General features: G+C 61.3%; 15 protein-coding genes and 1 pseudogene. 4 read left to right on the plus strand and 12 right to left on the minus strand.

From position 1 onward, the window contains the following. Positions 1-27 precede the first annotated feature (27 nt). On the plus strand, positions 28-1,401 hold the full coding sequence (locus ACIPZE_RS13920) for a DUF2868 domain-containing protein (RefSeq protein WP_283438452.1): 1,374 nt from the start codon (positions 28-30) through the stop codon (positions 1,399-1,401). Continuing rightward, on the plus strand, positions 1,394-2,779 hold the full coding sequence (locus ACIPZE_RS13925) for a GTPase/DUF3482 domain-containing protein (protein WP_400773315.1): 1,386 nt from the start codon (positions 1,394-1,396) through the stop codon (positions 2,777-2,779). The genes ACIPZE_RS13920 and ACIPZE_RS13925 overlap by 8 nt, the downstream gene beginning before the upstream one ends. Positions 2,780-2,951: 172 nt before the next feature. Here the strand turns inward: ACIPZE_RS13925 and ACIPZE_RS13930 are convergent, their stop codons facing one another. From ACIPZE_RS13930 to ACIPZE_RS13960, 7 genes are all read right to left on the minus strand, one after another. Beyond that, on the minus strand, positions 2,952-3,512 hold the full coding sequence (locus ACIPZE_RS13930; protein ID WP_283438450.1) for a phosphonate degradation HD-domain oxygenase: 561 nt from the start codon (positions 3,510-3,512) through the stop codon (positions 2,952-2,954). Next, on the minus strand, positions 3,512-4,645 hold the full coding sequence (locus tag ACIPZE_RS13935) for a TIGR03364 family FAD-dependent oxidoreductase (protein WP_400773317.1): 1,134 nt from the start codon (positions 4,643-4,645) through the stop codon (positions 3,512-3,514). The genes ACIPZE_RS13930 and ACIPZE_RS13935 overlap by 1 nt, the downstream gene beginning before the upstream one ends. 118 nt (positions 4,646-4,763) lie before the next feature. Continuing rightward, entirely contained in the window at positions 4,764-5,789 is a 1,026-nt protein-coding gene (locus ACIPZE_RS13940) for a putative 2-aminoethylphosphonate ABC transporter substrate-binding protein (protein WP_400773318.1), read from the minus strand. A gap of 35 nt (positions 5,790-5,824) precedes the next feature. Further along, the gene (locus ACIPZE_RS13945; protein ID WP_400773320.1) at positions 5,825-7,549 is read right to left on the minus strand and encodes a putative 2-aminoethylphosphonate ABC transporter permease subunit; all 1,725 of its coding nucleotides are present in this window, start codon (positions 7,547-7,549) and stop codon (positions 5,825-5,827) included. Beyond that, positions 7,549-8,625 (minus strand): putative 2-aminoethylphosphonate ABC transporter ATP-binding protein, encoded by a 1,077-nt coding sequence (locus ACIPZE_RS13950; protein ID WP_016983207.1) that lies wholly within the window; start codon positions 8,623-8,625, stop codon positions 7,549-7,551. Before ACIPZE_RS13950 ends, ACIPZE_RS13945 begins: the two co-directional genes overlap by 1 nt. Positions 8,626-8,845: 220 nt before the next feature. Beyond that, entirely contained in the window at positions 8,846-9,709 is an 864-nt protein-coding gene (locus ACIPZE_RS13955; protein ID WP_400773330.1) for a LysR family transcriptional regulator, read from the minus strand. 15 nt (positions 9,710-9,724) lie between these two features. Next, complete coding sequence (locus ACIPZE_RS13960) at positions 9,725-12,034, minus strand: heavy metal translocating P-type ATPase (RefSeq protein WP_400773322.1); 2,310 nt, start codon at positions 12,032-12,034, stop codon at positions 9,725-9,727. Positions 12,035-12,118: 84 nt separating this feature from the next. Here ACIPZE_RS13960 and cadR point away from each other — a divergent pair, with 84 nt between their 5' ends. Continuing rightward, the gene (gene cadR, locus ACIPZE_RS13965; RefSeq protein WP_034153703.1) at positions 12,119-12,568 is read left to right on the plus strand and encodes a Cd(II)/Pb(II)-responsive transcriptional regulator; all 450 of its coding nucleotides are present in this window, start codon (positions 12,119-12,121) and stop codon (positions 12,566-12,568) included. Positions 12,569-12,668: 100 nt separating this feature from the next. Here cadR and ACIPZE_RS13970 read toward each other — a convergent pair whose 3' ends face one another. From ACIPZE_RS13970 to ACIPZE_RS13985, 4 genes are all read right to left on the minus strand, one after another. Beyond that, the gene (locus ACIPZE_RS13970) at positions 12,669-13,499 is read right to left on the minus strand and encodes a hypothetical protein (RefSeq protein ID WP_400773324.1); all 831 of its coding nucleotides are present in this window, start codon (positions 13,497-13,499) and stop codon (positions 12,669-12,671) included. A 208-nt stretch (positions 13,500-13,707) separates the two neighbouring features. After that, positions 13,708-14,679, minus strand: coding sequence for a thymidylate synthase (locus ACIPZE_RS13975; RefSeq protein ID WP_283438443.1), 972 nt, complete (start codon positions 14,677-14,679; stop codon positions 13,708-13,710). A 50-nt stretch (positions 14,680-14,729) separates the two neighbouring features. Continuing rightward, positions 14,730-15,545: a prolipoprotein diacylglyceryl transferase gene (gene lgt, locus ACIPZE_RS13980; RefSeq protein ID WP_007913003.1), complete on the minus strand. Its 816-nt coding sequence runs from the start codon at positions 15,543-15,545 to the stop codon at positions 14,730-14,732. A gap of 79 nt (positions 15,546-15,624) precedes the next feature. Beyond that, complete coding sequence (locus ACIPZE_RS13985; protein WP_400773326.1) at positions 15,625-16,407, minus strand: sulfite exporter TauE/SafE family protein; 783 nt, start codon at positions 16,405-16,407, stop codon at positions 15,625-15,627. Between the two features lie 132 nt (positions 16,408-16,539). Here ACIPZE_RS13985 and ACIPZE_RS13990 point away from each other — a divergent pair, with 132 nt between their 5' ends. After that, positions 16,540-17,286 (plus strand): NRDE family protein, encoded by a 747-nt coding sequence (locus ACIPZE_RS13990; protein ID WP_400773328.1) that lies wholly within the window; start codon positions 16,540-16,542, stop codon positions 17,284-17,286. A gap of 249 nt (positions 17,287-17,535) precedes the next feature. On the opposite strand, the pseudogene ptsP reads toward ACIPZE_RS13990, so the two are convergent. Continuing rightward, positions 17,536-19,788 (minus strand): annotated as a pseudogene (gene ptsP, locus ACIPZE_RS13995) (phosphoenolpyruvate--protein phosphotransferase); the annotation flags it as partial.

Here is a 19,788-nt window from a genome sequence, read left to right on the forward strand (position 1 = left end):
TTGCTCAATCGAGCAACGGAATGGCGCGTGACTGAACTGACTCCACTGCAAAACCTCTGGCTCACCGAGACCGTGCGCCTGCGCGAAGAACACGCAGGCCCGCTTGATGATCTGGAAGCCAATCGACTGGCGCGCGCGGCTGGCGGCGATCTGCCGGGTCGCATTCAGCGCCGGGCACTATGGCTGGCTGAACGTGACGGGCTGACCCATGCCCTGAAACACTGGCTGCAAGGCGCGCGACTGGCGCTGGTGCTGCTGATGATATTCGCGGTGCTGAGCGGCGCCGGTCTGGCCTTCGCTGCACTCGGGCAAACGCCAGTCAATGTGTTCTGGGCCTTGGGCAGCCTGCTCGGGCTGAACCTGATTCTGTTGTTGAGCTGGTTGCTGGGATTGATCTTTGCCGGCGAACACGGCGCCACACTCGGACGATTGTGGTTATGGCTCAGCGAAAAAATGGCCCGCGATGCCAAAGCCGCGCAACTGGCACCTGCCCTGCTGCTGATGCTGCAACGCAAGAAACTCAATCGCTGGGCGCTCGGCACACTGGTCAACGGCTTGTGGTTGCTGGCGATGCTCAGCGCACTGATTCTGCTGCTGACGCTGATGGCGACCCGGCGCTACGGCTTCGTCTGGGAAACCACGATTCTCAGCGCCGACACCTTTATCCACGTCACTCATGCGCTCGGCTATCTGCCGTCGCTGCTCGGTTTCAACGTACCGACGGTGGAGATGATCCGCGCCAGCGGCGACGCTGCGCTCGACATCGAAAGCGCTCGCCAGGCCTGGGCGACCTGGCTGGTCGGCGTGTTGATGGTGTATGGCGTGCTGCCGCGCTTGCTGCTGACGTTGTTGTGTTTCTGGCGCTGGAACAGCGGTAAAACCGCGCTGCGTCTGGACCTGAATCTACCCGGCTACGCGCAATTGCGCGAACGTCTGATGCCGACCAGCGAACGCCTCGGCGTCAACGATCCTGCGCCTGCGCAACTGCATCGCGTCGAAAGCAGCGTCGGCGAACTCGCCAGCGAAGGCGCGTTACTGGTCGCCATCGAACTCGATGAACAGCGTCCATGGCCACCCGCGTTGCCGGAGAACGTCAGCAACGCCGGTATCCTCGACAGCCGCGAATCACGTCACAAGCTCCTCGAACAATTGAGCCGTTTCCCGCCGGCACGTCTGGCGATTGCCTGCGATCCACGGCGTTCACCGGATCGCGGCAGCCTCGCTTTGATCGCCGAACTGGCGCGCAGTGCGGGAGAAACCCGCGTCTGGCTGCTGCAAGCGCCGCCCGGCGAAGCACTGGATGCCGAACGCCTCGGCGACTGGCACGTCGCGCTGCAACAGCTTGATCTGAAGTTTGCCGATTGCGCGCCGTTGAACTGGCTGGAGACGGGTCATGACTGATGCCTGGAAAGCGCCGCTGAAACTCGCGGTGGTCGGCCACACCAACGTCGGCAAGACTTCGCTGCTGCGCACGCTGACCCGCGACGTCGGTTTCGGCGAAGTCTCTCATCGCCCGAGCACCACACGGCATGTCGAAGGCGCGCGGTTGTCGGTGGACGGCGAGCCATTGCTCGACCTCTATGACACGCCGGGATTGGAAGACGCCATCGCGCTGCTCGACTTTCTCGAACGCCTGGAACGCCCCGGCGAACGCCTCGATGGCCCGGCCAGACTGGCAAGATTTCTCGACGGCAGCGAGGCGCGCCAGCGTTTCGAGCAGGAAGCCAAAGTGCTGCGGCAACTGCTCGCTTCCGACGCCGGTTTGTATGTGATCGATGCGCGCGAACCGGTGCTGGCCAAGTATCGTGATGAGCTGGAAGTGCTCGCCAGTTGCGGCAAACCGCTGCTGCCGGTGCTGAATTTTGTCAGCAGTGCCAACCATCGCGAGCCGGATTGGCGTGAGGCGTTGGCGCGGCTCGGGCTGCATGCGCTGGTGCGTTTCGACAGTGTGGCGCCGCCCGAGGATGGCGAACGACGGCTGTATGAAAGTCTCGCGCTGCTGCTGGAAAACGCCCGGCCGCAACTGGAGCGATTGATTGCCGATCAGCAGGCTCAGCGCCTTGCGCGGCAGCAAAGTGCGGCGCGGTTGATTGCTGAATTATTGATCGACTGTGCGGCGTGTCGGCGCAGTGTGGTCAGTGAAGCTGTGCAGGAACAGCAGGCCATCAGCGAATTGCGCAAGGCTGTCCGTCAGCGTGAGCAGAAGTGTGTTGAGGCGCTGCTCAAGCTGTATGCGTTTCGTCCGCAGGATGCGGCGGCGAGTGATTTGCCGTTGCTCGATGGGCGTTGGGGTGATGACCTGTTCAACCCGGAAACGTTGAAGCAACTCGGTGTACGCGTGGGCGGCGGAATTGCTGCCGGTGCGGCGGCGGGGGCTGGTGTGGATTTGCTGGTCGGCGGGATCACCCTTGGCGCGGCGGCATTGGCCGGCGCGATTGCCGGTGGCGCGCTGCAAACGGCGCGCAGTTATGGCAGTCGGTTGCTCGGCAAGATCAAAGGGCAGCGTGAGCTGACGGTGGATGATGGGGTGTTGCGGCTGTTGGCGTTGCGCCAGCGACAGTTGGTGTTGGCGCTGGATCAGCGCGGGCATGCGGCGATGGACAGCATTCAGGTGGCGACACCGCAGGATAAGACCTGGCGCGAGGGCAAATTGCCGGAGGCGCTGAACAAGGCGCGGGCGCATCCGCAGTGGTCGTCGTTGAATCCGCAGGCGAAGTTGAATCAGGCGGAAAGGCAGGAGCAGGTTGAGGTGTTGGTGGGGAAGGTGCTTGAGCTGTAGATCGAACCCCCTCACCCCAGCCCTCTCCCCCAAGGGGTAGAGGGGGAAGGGAGCAGATCTTCTGGCTTTTCAAAACCTGAGTTCGACTGGATATTTCAGGTCGATGTATCACCTGAGATCAACTCCGTAGGCCCCCTCTCCCTCCGGGAGAGGGCTGGGGTGAGGGTTGCAATTATCTGGCCGACAACAAAACCTCAGCCTTACGCTTCAGCACAGCCAAATCAATCACCGGCACCGCCATCTCCTTGGCCAACTCATCCCACTGGCGCATCCGCAGACTGACGGCACACAACGGATCCCGCTCAAACACATCCGCCTCCGCCTCGGTCATCACCCCGCCCTGATACGCCAGCGTCCGCCGACTCGCCTCACTCAATCGTTCGTAGTAACCCGGCTCACGCAACGTCAGATACCGCTTGGCCTGCACGTGATATTCCACCAGCCGCGCCATGCGTTCGCTGAATCCCGCCTCACGCAAATAATCCGCGCCGAGGCGTTCATGGCTGACCACGCCATAACCGCCCATGTTCTCTGCGCCTTCGGCACACAAATGACCGATGTCATGAAAGAACGCCGCCAACACCACTTCATCATCAAAGCCTTCGGCTATCGCCAGTTCGGCGGCCTGGGACATGTGCTCGATCTGCGACACTGGCTCGCCGATGTAATCGCTGGTGCCGAAGCGTTCATACAACCCGAACACGCGGGCAAGCACTTGCTCGTGACCTGTCATCAAACTTCCCCCAGTAATTGCGCAATGTTGCGCTCGGCCATCGCCGGGCCAACGCTCATGCCCACGCCGGTGTGCATTAGCGCCACGCTCAGGCCCGCTGCCGGACGCAGCAACGAAAACGGCCCCGGCCCCCGAGAACCATAGACGCCCTGCCAGCGCTCGACCACTTGCACCTTGCAGCCCAGGGTCTGCTCGGCCAGTTCGAGCATCCAGTTGTCCACTTGCTCGGCGTTGAACGGTGAAGGGTCGCTGCCGTAGTGGTGCGAGTCGCCGATGATCAGTTCGCCATAAGGCGTCGGGCTGATCAGCAGGTGAATGCCGTTGTCGTGCAGGTGCGGTTGTTCGCGGAGGATCTGCGCATGCACCGCCGCCGCTTCCGGCAGATCGGCGAAGGCGCCGTAGTGCACGCAACTGAGGCCGGTGAGCAAGGCGTGTTGCAGATTCAGATCGATCTGCGGTTTGCCGCGGAGCATTTGCAGGCGGCAGATTTGCGGGTCGAGGGCAGCAATTGGCTCGGCCAGCAACGTCTGATAATCGTGACCGGAGCAGACGATGATCTGTTTGCCGGTAAAACTGCCTACGGTGCTGTGCAAGCGACCGGGCTCGACGTCGCGCACCAGTGTGGAGAAGTGAAACTCGACGCCGAGGTCGCGGCGCAGATAGTCGATCAGCGCCGGGATCGCTTCACGCGAGTACAGCTGTTGATCGTCGAGGCCATGGAGAGCAGCGCGGTGGTGGCTGAACTGGCCGTTATACAGATCGTGCAATGCAGCGCCGCGCAGCAGTTCGACGTTGTAGCCGTGTTCAACCGCACGACCGGCGCAGAAGGTTTCGAGCAGATGTTCTTCGGCTTCGGTTCTGGCGAAAAGATAAGAGCCGTTGCGCTTGATTTGCAGGCCGGCGAGTTGCGCCCAGTCGCCCCAGATCTCGCGGCTGGTTTTGGCCAGTTCGAGCATTGGGCCGGGTGGTTGGCCGGTGACCAGGGCCTGGCCGAAGTTGCGCACCGAAGCGCCGAGGGGTGTGGCGGTGCGTTCGAAAACGGCGACCTTGAGGCCGCGTTTAGCGGCGGCGTAGGCGTGGGACAGGCCGAGAATGCCGGCGCCTACGATCAACAGGTCTTTGTGTTGTGTCATCTGGATCATGTCCTGAATGAAAGACCGCAATCGCGAGCAGGCTCACTCCTACAGTTGGAATGCGTTCCCCTGTAGGAGTGAGCCTGCTCGCGATGAGGCCCGGTCAGACTACGAAGATTTACTTGGCGGCGACTTTTTCGGATTTGCCGTCATAGCGTTTGCGCCATTTGGTGAGGATTTCGTCGCGATTCTTCGACGCCCAGGCAAAGTCGTTCTTGATCAGACGCTGCTCATAATCCGCCGGCAATTCGGTCTGCGGCTTGGCAATCCCCGGCTGCGCAAGAACCGCGAAGTTCTCCTTGTACAGATCCATCGCCTCAGCGCTGGCCGAGAAGTCAGCCAGTTTCTTCGCCGCGTCTTCATGCGGCGTGCCTTTGATCACCGCGGTCGCTTCGATCTCCCAGCCCAGACCTTCCTTCGGCAGGATGATGTCCAGCGGCGCGCCCTGACGCTTCAGCTGTACCGCCGGGTATTCAAAGGAAATCCCGATCGGGAACTCACCCGCCGCCGCCAGTTTGCAAGGCTTGGAACCGGAGTGAACGTACTGGCCGATGTTCTGGTGCAGGCCGTCCATGTAGGCCCAGCCCTGCTTTTCGCCGAAGGTTTGCAACCAAGCGCTGACGTCGAGAAAACCGGTGCCGGACGACGCCGGATTCGGCATGACGATCTTGCCTTTGTACTCAGGTTTGGTCAGATCCTGCCAGCTCCCTGGCTTGGTCAAACCCTGCTTCTCGGCTTCAACGGTGTTGAAGCAAATCGTTGCGGCCCAGACGTCCATACCGACCCAGGCTGGCGGGTTGGCGGCGTCGCGATAATTCGCGCCGATCTTGCCGAGGTCCTTTGGCGCATAGCTTTGCAGCATGCCTTGCTGATCGAGGATCGCCAGGCTCGAAGCCGCCAGGCCCCACACCGCATCAGCCTGCGGACGGGCCTTTTCGGCGAGCAGTTTGGCGGTGATGATCCCGGTGGAATCACGCACCCATTTGATCTCGACGTCTGGGTTAGCCTTTTCGAACGCGGCTTTGTAAGCGGTCAGTTGCTCGGCTTCGAGGGCGGTGTACACCGTCAACTCGGTTTTTGCCGCGAAGGCATTCAGGCTGAAAGTAGCGAGCACAGCAGCGGCCAAGGCCATAGGCTTGAACATGATCGGTATCCTGTCTTTTGAGTTGAGGGTGTGAATCAGTGACCGGGCGCGGTTTGCCGCCAGGCTTGAGAACGGCGCAGCAAGCCGCGCGAAGCCCACGCCAGCAGCAAGGACACGCCCGCCGAGGTGAACAGAATCAGGGTCGACATCGCCGCCGCGCCGCCGACGTTGCCGGCGTCATCCATGTTCAGCACCGCGACCGCCGCAAGGATGGTGTCGGGGCTGTAGAGGAAGATCGCTGCCGACACGGTGGTCATCGCCGAGACGAACAGGTAGCGCACGATGTCGAGCAGCGCCGGCAGGCAAATCGGCACGGTGACGCGCAGGTAGTGGCGGTACAGCGGCGCCTTGAGCGACAGCGCGGCGGCTTCAAACTCGGCGTCGAGCTGACGCAGCGCAGTGGTCGCGGTCATCTGCGCGGTGGTCAGATAGTGCGCAATGGTGCAGACGATCAGCAGCGTCATCGTCCCGTACAGCACGTGCAGCGGGTTGCCGCTGAGGTTGAAGAAGAAAACGTAACCCAGACCGAGCACCAGCCCCGGCACCGCCATCGGCACGAAGCTGAGCATGCGCAACGCCAGGTTGAGGCCGCGCTGATCGCGGGTTTTCTCCATCAGATAAGCGCCGGTGAAAATCAGCACGCTGCCGATCAACGCCGTGCCCAGCGCCATCTTCAAACTGTTGCTGTAGGCCAGCCAGCCACCGCCGGCGGTTTCGTTGAACTGGTAGTGGTTGAGTGACAGCGACAGGTTGTACGGCCAGAACTTCACCAGCGACGAAAACACCGCCATGCCGAACACCAGAATCAACGCCGCGCTGATCAGCAACACAATCGCCAGATAGCAGCCATCACGAAGTTTCGACGGCGCCGGTTTGAACACCTGCGCCCGACCGCTCATGGAGTCGCCGTGACGTCGACGCAGCCAGGCATCGACGCCGAAGCTGAACAGCGCCGGCAGCAACAGCACCATGCCAATCAACGCGCCGCGACCGAATTGTTGCTGGCCGACCACGGCTTTGTAGGCTTCCAGCGCCAGCACTTGATAGTCGCCACCGACCACCACCGGCACACCGAAATCAGTGATGGTCAGGGTGAACACCAGACAGAACGCGGCGAACACAGCCTGACGCGTTGCCGGCCAGGTGATACTGCGAAACGCCTTGGCCGGACTGGCGCCCATGCTCGACGCAGCATCGAACAATCGCGCATCGGCCAGCGACAACGCCGACAGCAAAATCATCAGCGCATGCGGGAAGGTGTAGATCACCTCGCCCAGCACTATCCCCCAGAACCCGTAGATGTTGTCCGAGAGCAGCCCGCGCAACATGCCCTGATTGCCGAACAGATAGACCAGTGCAATTCCCGGCAGCATCGACGGCGCCATCAGCGGCAACAACGAAATCCCGCGCCAGATGCCCTTCGCCGGAATCAGCGTGCGCTGCAGCGCGTAGGCAAACAGGTACGCCAGCGGTACGACGATGGCCGCAACGCTGAGGGACACTTTCAGGCTGTTGCCGAGCAGCCAGTGGAAATTCTCGCTGGTCACCAACTCCTTCGCCGCGACCCAGCCACCGCCCTGCCCGGCCTCGCTGCTGAAACCACGCCAGAAGATCGCCAGCAACGGCAGCAACACCGCGACGCCGAGCAAGACCAACAGGAGAAGTTTGCCGCCGACAACAAAAATGCGGTCGCCGATCTCGGCTTTCGATGACTGTCGCACCTGCTTGTGCGGTAGCGGCAGCGCGAGGTTGCTGTTCATCAGGCAAACACCTGCAGGCTGCGCGGCGGCAAGGCGACCATGATTTGCTGGGCGCCGAGGCGCGGCATGGCTTCCGGGGCGAGTTCGGCGAGCAAGGCGTGGCCCGGCAGTTGATCGAGTTCGAAGCTCATGCGGCAGCGGTTGCCGAGGAAGGTGATCTCGCGGACTTTGGCCGGGAACAGGTTTTCTTCGTGCACCGGCGGATTGACGTTGATCGCTTCCGGGCGGCAGAACAGTCGACCCGAGGCGCGCTGGACGCTGCCGTCGCTGAGGCGCAGGTTCATTCCGCCAACCTGTGCGTGACTGTCGCTGCTGCGCTGGAACGGCAGCCAATTGCCCTGACCAACAAACTCGGCCACGAACGGCGTGGCCGGGCGGTTGTAGATTTCCTGCGGGGTAGCGTACTGCTCGACGCGGCCATTGTTCATCACGGCGATGCGGTCGGCCATCAGCATGGCTTCGTCCTGATTGTGCGTGACCATCAGCGTGGTGATGCCGAGGTTGCGTTGCAGTTGGCGCAGCTCGGTGCACAGATGCTCGCGGACGCGGGCGTCGAGGGCCGACATCGGCTCGTCGAGCAACAGCAGCGACGGTGCCGGCGCCAAAGCGCGGGCCAGCGCCACACGTTGCTGCTGGCCGCCGGACAGCTGGCCGGGGTACTTTTTCTCGCTACCGGTGAGGCCGACCAGTTCCAGCATCTGCCCGACGCGGCGGCGCACCTCATCGCGACCGCTGCCGGCGAGGCCGTAGGCAATGTTCGCCTCGACCGTCAGATTGGGGAACAGCGCGTAGGACTGGAACAGAATCCCGTAATCGCGAGCCTGCGGGGCGAGGTGCGAGACGTCGCGGTCACCGAGGTACAGCTCGCCGCTGTCCTGTTTTTCCAGACCGGCGATGCAACGCAGCAAGGTGGTTTTGCCGCAGCCCGAGGGGCCAAGCAGGCACACCAGTTCACCGGCAGCGACGTCGAGGGAGACGTTATCCAGCGCGGTGAACGCGCCGAAGCGTTTCTGCACGCCGCGCACTTTCATCGGCGCACCGGGGTTGGTCAGGGCAGTTGCGATGGCAGGATTCATGGAAAGACCTCATCAAGCAGATGAGGCCAATCCTAGAGTTGTAATGCGTCCGTCATGTGGCAACGAGGCAAAAACTGCTGATAGTGGTATTCGGGGATTTGGGTTACCAGAGATCGTTCCCACGCTCTGCGTGGGAATGCCTCATCGGACGCTCCGCGTTCGGCTCTTGGGACGCAGAGCGTCCCGGGCTGCATTCCCACGCGGAGCGTGGGAACGATCATTACGCAGGGGACATTTCCTGCGCCAAGCCGAGAAACGCCGCCGGCAACCGCGCGCCCTTGCGCTCTTTAAGGCAATACAGATACTCCGGAATCTGCGGCGCATTCTCGATCGTCAGCACGCGCAACTGCGGATCATGCGGCACTTCCTGCCGCGCAATGATGCTGATGCCGATATTGCGCAGCACCGCCTCACGGATCGACTCGCGGCTGCCAATCTCCAGCAACGTGCCGTAACTCACCCCGGCAGTCGCCAACAACTCTTCAGTCAATCGTCGCGTGGTCGAACCGGATTCACGCATCAACAACGTATGCCCGGCCAAAGCGCTCAACGCGACATGCTCCTGCGCCGCCAGCGGATGATTGCGATGCACCGCCAGCACCAGTGGATCAGTGCCCAGCACGCGACGAATCAACCGCGCGTCATCGAGCAATTGCGACGACGCGGCGATATCCACCCGATAGTCCTCCAGCGCCTCCAGCACCTGTTGCGAGTTGCCGATTTCCACCGACACTTCCACCTGCGGCAAACGCTCGCGAAAGGTCTTCACCAGATCGAGGATGTAATACGGCGCCGTCGCGGCGATGCGCAAAGTGCCCTGCACCTGACCGCTGTTGCGCAGGAAAAACTCGATGTCGGCTTCCTGCTGCAACAGCGTCTTGACCATCGGCAACAGCCGCGCGCCCTCGTCACTGACACTCAAGCGTCGGCCGCCGCGATAAAACAGCTCCACCGAATACTGACTTTCCAGATTGCGGATCTGCGTGGTCACGGTCGGTTGGCTGAGGCCGAGTTTTTTCGCCGCCAGCGTGATGCTGCCCAGGCGGGCGACCATGTAAAACGCTTTCAGCTCGGCACTCAGCACAACCATCCCTCATCGTTATTTGCGCAGCAGGCGCAAACCGTTGAACACCACCAACAGGCTCACGCCCATGTCAGCGAACACCGCCATCCACATGGTGGCAAGTCCGGCGAAGGTTACCGCAAGAAAGATAGCCTTGATCACCAGGGCCAAGGCGATGTTCTGTTTCAGGATACTGGCAGTATTGCGCGACAGGCGGATGAACGCGGGGATCTTGCGCAGATCGTCGTCCATCAGGGCGACATCGGCGGTTTCAATCGCGGTGTCGGTGCCGGCGGCGGCCATGGCGAAACCGATCTCGGCGCGAGCCAGTGCCGGCGCATCGTTGATGCCGTCGCCGACCATGCCGACTCGCCGACCCTGTGCATAAAGGTCTTCGATGGCTTGCAGTTTGTCGGTCGGCAGCAAGTCGCCTCGGGCTTCGTCGATACCGACCTGCGCGGCAATCGCCTGAGCGGTGTGGACGTTATCACCGGTGAGCATCAGGGTTTTCACCCCGAGTTCATGCAGTTGGCGGATCGCTTCGCGGCTGGTTTCCTTGACGGTATCGGCCACTGCGAACAGCGCCAGCGGGCCGGAACTGTCGAGCAGCAGCACCACGGATTTGCCCTGTTTTTCCAGCGCGAAGAGTTTTTCTTCCAGCGCGGGCGAGCACAGGCCGAGTTCTTCGACCAGACGATGGTTGCCCAAGTGGTAGGTCTGGCCGTTGATGTCGCCTTTAACGCCACGCCCGCCCAACGCTTCGAAGTTATCCACAATCAGCGCGGCGAAGTTTTTATCCACAGCGGCGTTGGCAATGGCCAGCGACACCGGGTGATCAGAACGACCGGCCAAGGCAGCGGCGATTGCCGGTGCGGTGGCATCGGCGGTTGGGTCGAGGGACAGGTAATCGGTCTGTACCGGTTTGCCGTGGGTGATCGTGCCGGTTTTATCCAGCGCCAGATAATCAAGTTTGAAACCGCCCTCCAGATACACGCCGCCCTTGACCAGAATGCCTTTGCGCGCCGCTGCCGCGAGGCCGCTGACGATGGTCACCGGGGTGGAAATCACCAGTGCGCATGGGCACGCGACCACCAGCAACACCAGCGCGCGGTAGATCCAGTCGAACCACACGGCGCCCATGAACAACGGCGGAATGATCGCCACGGCCAAGGCAAACACGAACACCACGGGCGTGTAGATTTTCGAGAACTGATCGACGAAACGCTGAGTCGGTGCGCGTGCGCCTTGAGCCTGTTCAACGGCGTGAATGATCCGCGCCAAGGTCGAGTTATTCGCCGCTGCGGTAACCGCGTACTCCAACGAACCGGCCTGATTGATGGTGCCGGCGAAGACTTTGTCGCCGACGGTTTTTTCCACCGGCAGGCTTTCCCCGGTGATCGGCGCCTGGTCGATGGTCGAACTGCCGCTAACCACTTCGCCATCCAACGCGATGCGCTCGCCGGGCTTCACCCGTACGCGGGCGGCGAGTTCGACGTTTTTCACGTCTTGCTCAATCCACGAACCGTCAGCCTGCAACACCGTGGCTTGCTCCGGCGTCATCTGCATCAGCCCGCTGATCGCATTACGCGCACGGTCGAGCGAACGCGCTTCGATCAGCTCGGCGACGGTGAACAGGAACATCACCATCGCCGCTTCCGGCCACTGGCCGATGAGGATCGCACCGGTCACGGCAATGCTCATCAGCGCGTTGATGTTGAGGTTGCGGTTCTTCAGGGCGATCCAGCCCTTTTTATAAGTGGTCAGGCCACCGCTGAGGATCGACACCAGCGCGATGATCGCCACCACCCAGGTGGGTGCGGCGTTGGTGAAGTGGATAACTTCGGCGGCAAGTGCGCCGATGCCGGACAGTGCCAACGGCCACCAGTGTTTTTTCACTGGCGCCGGGGCCGGCGCTTCGACGCCCGCCTCCATCGGTTCGGCGTGCATGCCGAGGGATTTGATCGCTTCGGTGATCGGCGCGGTGTCCGGCAGATTGTGGGTTACGCCGAGTACGCGGTTGATCAGATTGAATTCGAGCTGCTGCACGCCGGCGAGTTTGCCGAGCTTGTTCTGGATCAGCGTCTGCTCGGTCGGGCAGTCCATCGCTTCGATGCGGAAACTGCTCAGGCGCGCATCGGCGCTGGTCTTTTCGCTCAGCTGCACCAACGCAGGCGCGGCCGCTGTCGACGAGCAGCAGGAATCCTCGTGCGCATGAACCGGTGCCGGCGCTGCGACTTTCGACCCGCAGCAAGAATCGCCGCCATGGGAATGCTTGTGCACAGGCTGCAATTTATGACTGTGATCGTGGCCATCGCCGGGCTTGTGGGTGTGCTGGGAATCGCTCATTGGTCGCGTCCATGAAGGTGCCTGTTGCCAAGTAAAGACCCTGTAGCCACTATAGGGTCAAGCACCCTTTTGGAGATTGCCGTCATGAAGATCGGAGAACTGGCCAAACTCACCGACTGCGCCGTGGAAACCATCCGCTATTACGAGCGCGAAAACCTCCTGCCGGAACCGGCCCGCAGCGACGGCAACTACCGCGTCTACACCCAGGCGCACGCCGAACGCCTGACCTTCATCCGCAACTGCCGCACCCTCGACATGACTCTCGAAGAGATTCGCAGCCTGCTGACTTTGCGCGACAGCCCGCAGGATCAATGCGAAAGCGTCAATGCGTTGATCGACGAACACATCCAGCATGTGAAGGCGCGTATTGATGGGTTGTTGGCGTTGCAGACGCAGTTGCTTGACCTGCGCCAACGGTGTGGCGAAGGGCCGATGGCCGATCAATGCGGGATTTTGCAGCGGCTGGAAGTCAGCGGCGGAGTCGTCGCAACCGAAGTCGAACACTCCCACGTAGGCCGCAGCCACGGCCACTAACCACATACCCTTCCTGTAGGAGCGGCCGCAGGCTGCGATCTTTTGACCTTGCTGTTTATAAGATCAAAAGATCGCAGCCTGCGGCAGCTCCTACAGGGGTTTAGATCACCTTGAAACTCACTTCCGTGATAACGCCAGGGTTCCAGAAGAAGTTGGGACTCAGGCGAGCGCCCAGATAAATGAAGTATTTAACCGTGACGCTGTGGCCAACATGCGGCTGATAAACCTCAGGCGCGATGTGAAACGCCATCGTCTGCTTTGGATTAACCGCCAATCGACGCTGACGCTCGACCCAATGATCCGGCGATTGCGTCCAGAGAATTTCAATGCCGTAACAGGCGCGCAGGTTCTCAATTGGCGCCAGTCTTACGGTAATGCCATCAGGAAACGCGGCAGCTTCCAGCATTTCATTGACCACGCCTTCCACCTTGAGCACGGGCTTGCGGCCCAGCTCTGGGGCGACAAAGACTTTCTGCGCAGGGAAAGGTTTTGCACCACCGGCTTGCGGAAGATGAAAGAAAGTCACCTCGACATCAAGACCTTCCAAGCGCTTGAGCTCGCTGTCCGGGATGGCAATCGGGATCCAGTAGTCCTTGCTGTACACCACAACATCCGCCGATTGAAACGACGGAGAACCGTTCATTGGCAACCACTCCACGCGAAGCATGTCGCCAATGCTGATCTGCGGCGCGGAAGGATCCAGCAGGGCGTGCGCCGAATTGCTAAACGGCGAGCCCGGGCCAATGATTTCCAGGGGAATGACAGCGCCTTCCGGCTCGGTTTTACCGAACTCGAAATAACGGTTTTCCTTTAAATAGAAATAGGCGATCAGTGGCGGCTGTAATGTCGTTGCTGTCGCTGTCAGGGGCGTCTCTGTCGATAAACCTGAGTCAGTATTGCCGCCATCGAAAAACCCGCTTGCGCCTGCCATGACCGTTACCTCGCTTTGGAGGCCGTCAGCTAATCACGGGGCGCGGCACGTCGGCTACTGTCAGAAATGACAGTGGAAATGCATCTGCAGATATCCAACCTACTTTGTAGGAGCTGTCGCAGGCTGCGATCTTTTGATCTTATAAACAGCAAGATCAACAGATCGCAGCCTGCGGCAGCTCCTACACAAGGGTGTTGCGTATTGTTTGTCAGACCGCCATCGGCGCAGTCATTGGCGCGTGGTGTTCGTAACCTTCCAGCGAGAAGTCGCTCGGTTCGACCAGTTCCAGCCATTCCGGCTGATACACGCCAGTCTTGGCAAACTCCGGTACACGATCCGAGATTTTCAGTTTCGGCATGGCGAACGGCTCGCGCTTGAGCTGTTCGTTGAGCATGTCCAGGTGGTTCTCGTAGACGTGCGCATCACCGATGAAATAGGTGAACCAGCGCGGCGTGTAGCCGGTCAGGCGACCGATCAGGCTCAGCAGCGCGGCGCCTTCGGTGAGGTTGAACGGCGTGCCCAGACCCAGATCATTCGAACGAATGTAGAGGGTCAGTGAAATCTCTTTGGTCTCGACGTTCGGATGGAACTGATACAACAGGTGGCACGGCGGCAGGGCCATTTCATCCAGCTGAGCGACGTTCCAGCCGTGGAACAGGATGCGACGGCTGCCCGGATCCTTGATGATCGTGTCGACGCACTGGCGCACCTGATCGATGGCTTTGTACAGCACCACGTAGGCCTGGCCGTCTTCTTCGCCCTGAGCGATCTGCTTGTAGCCGTTGCTCAGGGTTTGTTCGATGGCGGCGGTATTGCTCAGCGGGATCTGCTTGTACGCCGGCCATTTGCGCCATTGCACGCCGTAGATTTCGCCGAGGTCGTCGTCGCCCTGGCGGAACGGGTTGGCCAGCCACTGTGCGTTTTCGTTGGCGTTCTGGTCCCAGACCTTGCAGCCCAGCGCACGGAATTCAGCGGCGTTATTGACGCCACGGAGGAAACCGCACATCTCGCCGATGGCCGATTTGAAGGCCATCTTGCGCGTGGTGATCGCCGGAAAACCTTCCTGCAGATCGAAACGCAGCATCGCACCCGGGAAGCTGATGGTGTTGATGCCGGTGCGGTTGGCCTGTTTGCTGCCGTTCTGAATGACGTGCGAGACCAGTTCGAGATATTGCTTCATGAGTTACCTGTGTCCTTTGAGCCCCGGCGTCGCGCGCCGGGGTTCGTAGTTTAAGCCGTCGGCGCGAGCGGTGCTGCCGGTGCGCGACGATAGGCCAGCCAGATCAGGAACAGCCCGCCGACGATCATCGGCACGCAGAGCACCTGGCCCATGGTCAGCCAGTTCCAGGCCAAGTAGCCGAGCTGCGCATCCGGCACGCGAACGAATTCGACGATGAACCGGAAGATGCCGTAAAACAGCGCGAACATGCCCGAGACGGCCATGGTCGGACGCGGCTTGCGCGAGAAAATCCACAGGATCAGGAACAGCGCCACGCCTTCGAGCGCGAACTGATACAGCTGCGACGGGTGACGCGGCAGTTGCGCCGGATCGCTGAACGGCGGGAAGACCATCGCCCACGGCACGTCGGTGGCTTTGCCCCACAACTCGGCGTTGATGAAGTTACCAATGCGTCCGGCACCCAGACCGATCGGTACCATCGGCGCGACGAAGTCCATCAGCTGGAAGAACGACTTGCCGTTGCGCTTGCCGAACCACAAGGCTGCGAGCATCACGCCGATGAAACCGCCGTGGAACGACATGCCGCCCTTCCACACTTCGAAAATCAGCGTCGGGTTGGCCAGGTAGGCGCTCAGATCGTAGAACAGCACGTAACCGAGACGTCCGCCGACGATCACGCCCATCGACATCCAGAAGACCATGTCGGAGAGTTTCTCCTTGGTCCAGGTCGGGTCGAAACGGTTAAGCCGGCGCGACGCCAGCAGCCACGCGCCGCCAATGCCGATCAGGTACATCAGACCGTACCAGTGGATTTTCAGCGGACCGATGGCCAGGGCCACCGGGTCGATCTGCGGGTAAGGCAGCATTGCGACTCCTCGTTAGAGTTGAAACCAAAATTCCCGGGCGACGCTGCCACCTCAGGATTAAGCCAGGATTGCGACGCGGTTAAAGCAGAAAGCTCAAACCCACGCTGAACAGCAAAGCGGCGAACAGCCGTTTCAGCAAGCGCGGCGACAATCTGTGCGCCAATCGCGCGCCGATGCGGGCGAAGACCATACTGGTCAGGGCGATGCCCAACAACGCCGGCAAATATACAAAACCGAGACTATGCGGCGGCAACAACGGATCGTGCCAGCCGAGAATCATGAAACTTGATGCACTGACCAAGGCGATCGGCAGACCGCAGGCCGATGAGGTCGCCACCGCTTGCTGCATCGGCACGCTGCGCCAGGTCAGGAACGGCACGGTCAGCGAACCACCACCGACGCCGAAAATCGCCGAGGCCCAGCCGATCACACTGCCGGCCACGGTGAGAACGAGTTTACCCGGCACCGTTCGGCTGGCCTTGGGTTTGATGTCCAGCGCCAGTTGCACCGAGATGATCAAGGCAAACACGCCGATGATCTTTTGCAGGTGCGGCCCGGAAATCGCTTCGGCGGTCAGCGCGCCGAAACCTGCACCCAGCAGGATTCCGACGGCCATCCACATGAAGATCGGCCAGCGTACCGCACCGCGGCGGTGATGCTCACGCACGGCGTTGACCGAAGTGAAGATGATCGTCGCCAGCGACGTACCGACCGCCAGATGCGTAAGGATCGACTGATCAAAGCCCTGCAAGGTGAAACTGAACACCAGCACCGGGACGATGATGATCCCGCCGCCGACGCCAAACAGTCCGGCCAGCACGCCCGCACAGGCGCCCAGCGCCAGATAGAGCAGAAATTCCATGACCGTCTCCCCTGACCGCATCCGCAAAACCGGAGCGGCATGGTAACGGATGCACACCCCTCTGCTCCACTTGCGATGGATGCACGGACGCGGGATGCGTAGAGTGGACAAAAAACACACAAGGACCACCTTATGTGCCTGATTGTTTTTGCCTGGCGCCCGGGCCATGCCCAGCCGCTGATCGTCGCGGCCAACCGTGACGAGTTTTACGCCCGGCCGAGCCTGCCCTTGGCGCAGTGGCTGGAGGCGCCGCATGTGCATGCCGGGCGTGATCTTGAAGCTGGCGGGACCTGGCTCGGCATCGGTGCCAATGGCCGCTTTGCCGCGCTGACCAATATTCGCGACCCGCAGCAGGCGCCAGCGCGCAAGTCGCGAGGGGAGCTGGTGGCGCGGTTTCTCACGGGTGATGCGTCGATCGATGATTATTTGAGCGAGGTGGTCGGGCGTTCGGCGGAATATGCCGGGTTTAATCTGCTGCTCGGCAATAGTCATGAGCTGTGGCACTTCAATGCACGGTTGTCGGAGCCGGTGATGTTGCAGCCTGGGGTTTATGGGTTATCCAATGCCGGGTTGGATACGCCGTGGCCGAAGTTGCTCAAGGCCAAGGCAGCGTTAAGCGCGGTGCTGGATGATCCGCAGCCGCAGCGCTTGCTGGATTTGCTTGGCGATGCGCAGACCGCGCCGGCAGCGGAATTGCCGAATACCGGGGTGGGCCTGGCGACTGAGACTTTGTTATCGAGTGTGTTTATTGCCAGCCAGAGTTATGGGACGCGGGCGAGTACGGCGTTGATCGTGCAGGCGGATGGATCGCGGCGGATGGTCGAGCGGAGTTTCGGGCCGTATGGCGGGCATCTTGGTGAAGTTGAGGTTTGTGTCTAAGAGCTGACCCTCACCCCAGCCCTCTCCCGGAGGGAGAGGGGGCCGACCGAGGTGTCTTGCGCCATACACCGACCTGAAAGACCGAGTTGATTATGGATTCAACACAGCACCTTCTTGTCCGTGTGAGTCGATTATGGATTCAACACAGCACTTTCAGGTCGGCGGAGTTCTGCAGCATCCCCCAATCAGTCCCCTCTCCCCCCGGGAGAGGGATAGGCGGGCGGCGTTCCGATGAGGGGCTTTTGATCTTCAGAGGGCCTTGACCACCGCCGGCGGATGCATCTTCGACAACCCAAGGTTCTTCAGCGCCAATTGCAGCGAGCTGTGGATCACTTGCGGGTTGTCGATAGTCATCAGCTCCGCCAGCAATTCCTGAGCCTTGCTCAGATTGACCTGACGCAACATCCATTTCACCTTCGGCAAGTTGGTGGCGTTCATCGACAGGCTGTCGAAACCCATCGCCATCAACAGCACCGCCGCTGCCGGATCACCGGCCATCTCGCCGCAGATACTCACCGGTTTGCCTTCTGCATGGGCATCGCGCACCACGGTTTGCAGCGCTTGCAGCACCGCCGGGTGCAGGTAGTCGTAGAGATCGGCAACACGCGGGTTGTTGCGGTCGACCGCCAGCAGATACTGGGTCAAGTCGTTGGAACCGACGGACAGGAAGTCGACCATCCGCGCCAGTTCCTTGGTCTGGTACACCGCTGCCGGGATCTCGATCATCACGCCAATCGGCGGCATCGGCACGTCGGTGCCTTCGTCGCGCACTTCGCCCCAGGCCCGGTGAATCAGGTGCAGGGCTTCTTCGAGTTCGTGGGTGCCGGAGATCATCGGCAGCAGAATCCGCAGGTTGTTCAGGCCTTCGCTGGCCTTGAGCATCGCGCGGGTCTGCACCAGGAAGATTTCCGGGTGGTCGAGGGTCACGCGAATGCCGCGCCAGCCGAGGAACGGGTTGTCTTCCTTGATCGGGAAGTACGACAGCGACTTGTCACCGCCGATGTCGAGGCTGCGCATGGTCACCGGTTGCGGGTGGAACGCGGCGAGCTGCTCACGGTAGATCGCCAGTTGTTCCTTCTCGCTCGGGAAGCGCTGGTTGATCATGAACGGCACTTCGGTGCGGTACAGGCCGACACCTTCGGCGCCACGCTTCTGCGCCCGCGCCACGTCCGCCAGCAAACCGGTGTTGACCCACAGCGGCATGCGGTGGCCATCGAGGGTCACGCACGGCAGGTCGCGCAGGGTGTCGAGGCCCAGCGCCAGTTGTTTCTCTTCTTCGACGACTTCGGCGAACTGCTTGCGCAGCACTTCGCTCGGGTTGGTGTAGACCTCGCCGCGTGTACCGTCGACGATCATTTCGATGCCGTCGACCTTGGCGTACGGCAGGTCGACCAGACCCATCACCGTCGGAATGCCCATCGCTCGGGCAAGGATCGCGACGTGCGAGTTACCCGAACCGAGTACCGAGACCAGACCGACCAGCGTGCCTTCCGGCACCTCGCCGAGCATCGCCGGCGTCAGTTCTTCACTGACCAGAATGGTTTTTTCCGGGTAGACCAGGTTCTGCTGACGCTCTTCCTGCAAGTAAGCGAGCAGGCGGCGACCGAGGTCTTTGACGTCCGAGGCACGCTCACGCAGATAGGCGTCGTCCATCAGTTCGAATCGGTTGACGTGTTCCGTGACCACCTGACGTAGCGCGCCCTGTGCCCACTGGCCGGTCTTGATCACGGTGGTGATTTCGCTGCCCAGCGAGGCATCGTCGAGCATCATCAGGTAGACGTCGAACAGTGCGCGCTCTTCCGGGCGCAACTGCGTCGCCAGCTTGGCGGACAACGCGCGCATGTCGGCGCGCACGCCTTCGATGGCGGTCTTGAACAGCGCCAGCTCAGCGTCGATGTCGGTGATGGTCTTGTCCGGCACCACGTCGAGATCGGCCGGCGGCAGCATGACCACCGCCGTACCGACCGCCGCACCCGGCGAACCCGGCACGCCGACGAACTTGGCTTCCTGAATCCCCTTGCCCTGACGGCCCAGGCCACGGATCGATCCGGTGGCCTCGGCGTGGGCGATTACGCCGGCGAGCTGCGCGCTCATGGTCACGAGGAAGGCTTCTTCACCCTCGTCGAACTGGCGGCGTTCTTTTTGCTGGATGACCAACACGCCGACGACGCGGCGGTGGTGAATGATCGGTGCACCGAGGAACGAGGCATAACGCTCTTCACCGGTTTCGGCGAAGTAGCGATAGCGCGGGTGATCCGCAGCGTTTTCGAGGTTCAGGGGTTCTTCACGCGTGCCGACCAGACCGACCAGACCTTCGTTGGGTGCCATGCTGACCTTGCCGATCGAGCGCTTGTTCAAGCCCTCGGTGGCCATCAGGACGAAGCGGTTGGTCTCGGGATCAAGCAGGTAGACCGAGCAGACCTGGCTGCCCATGGCCTTTTTGTCGCTCTACACAATTATGCACAACGCCGCATTTAGTTTTTTGTCGTATTTATTTTCATT

Source organism: Pseudomonas sp. NPDC089741, from assembly GCF_044748825.1.
GTDB classification, from domain to species: Bacteria; Pseudomonadota; Gammaproteobacteria; order Pseudomonadales; family Pseudomonadaceae; genus Aquipseudomonas; species Aquipseudomonas helmanticensis.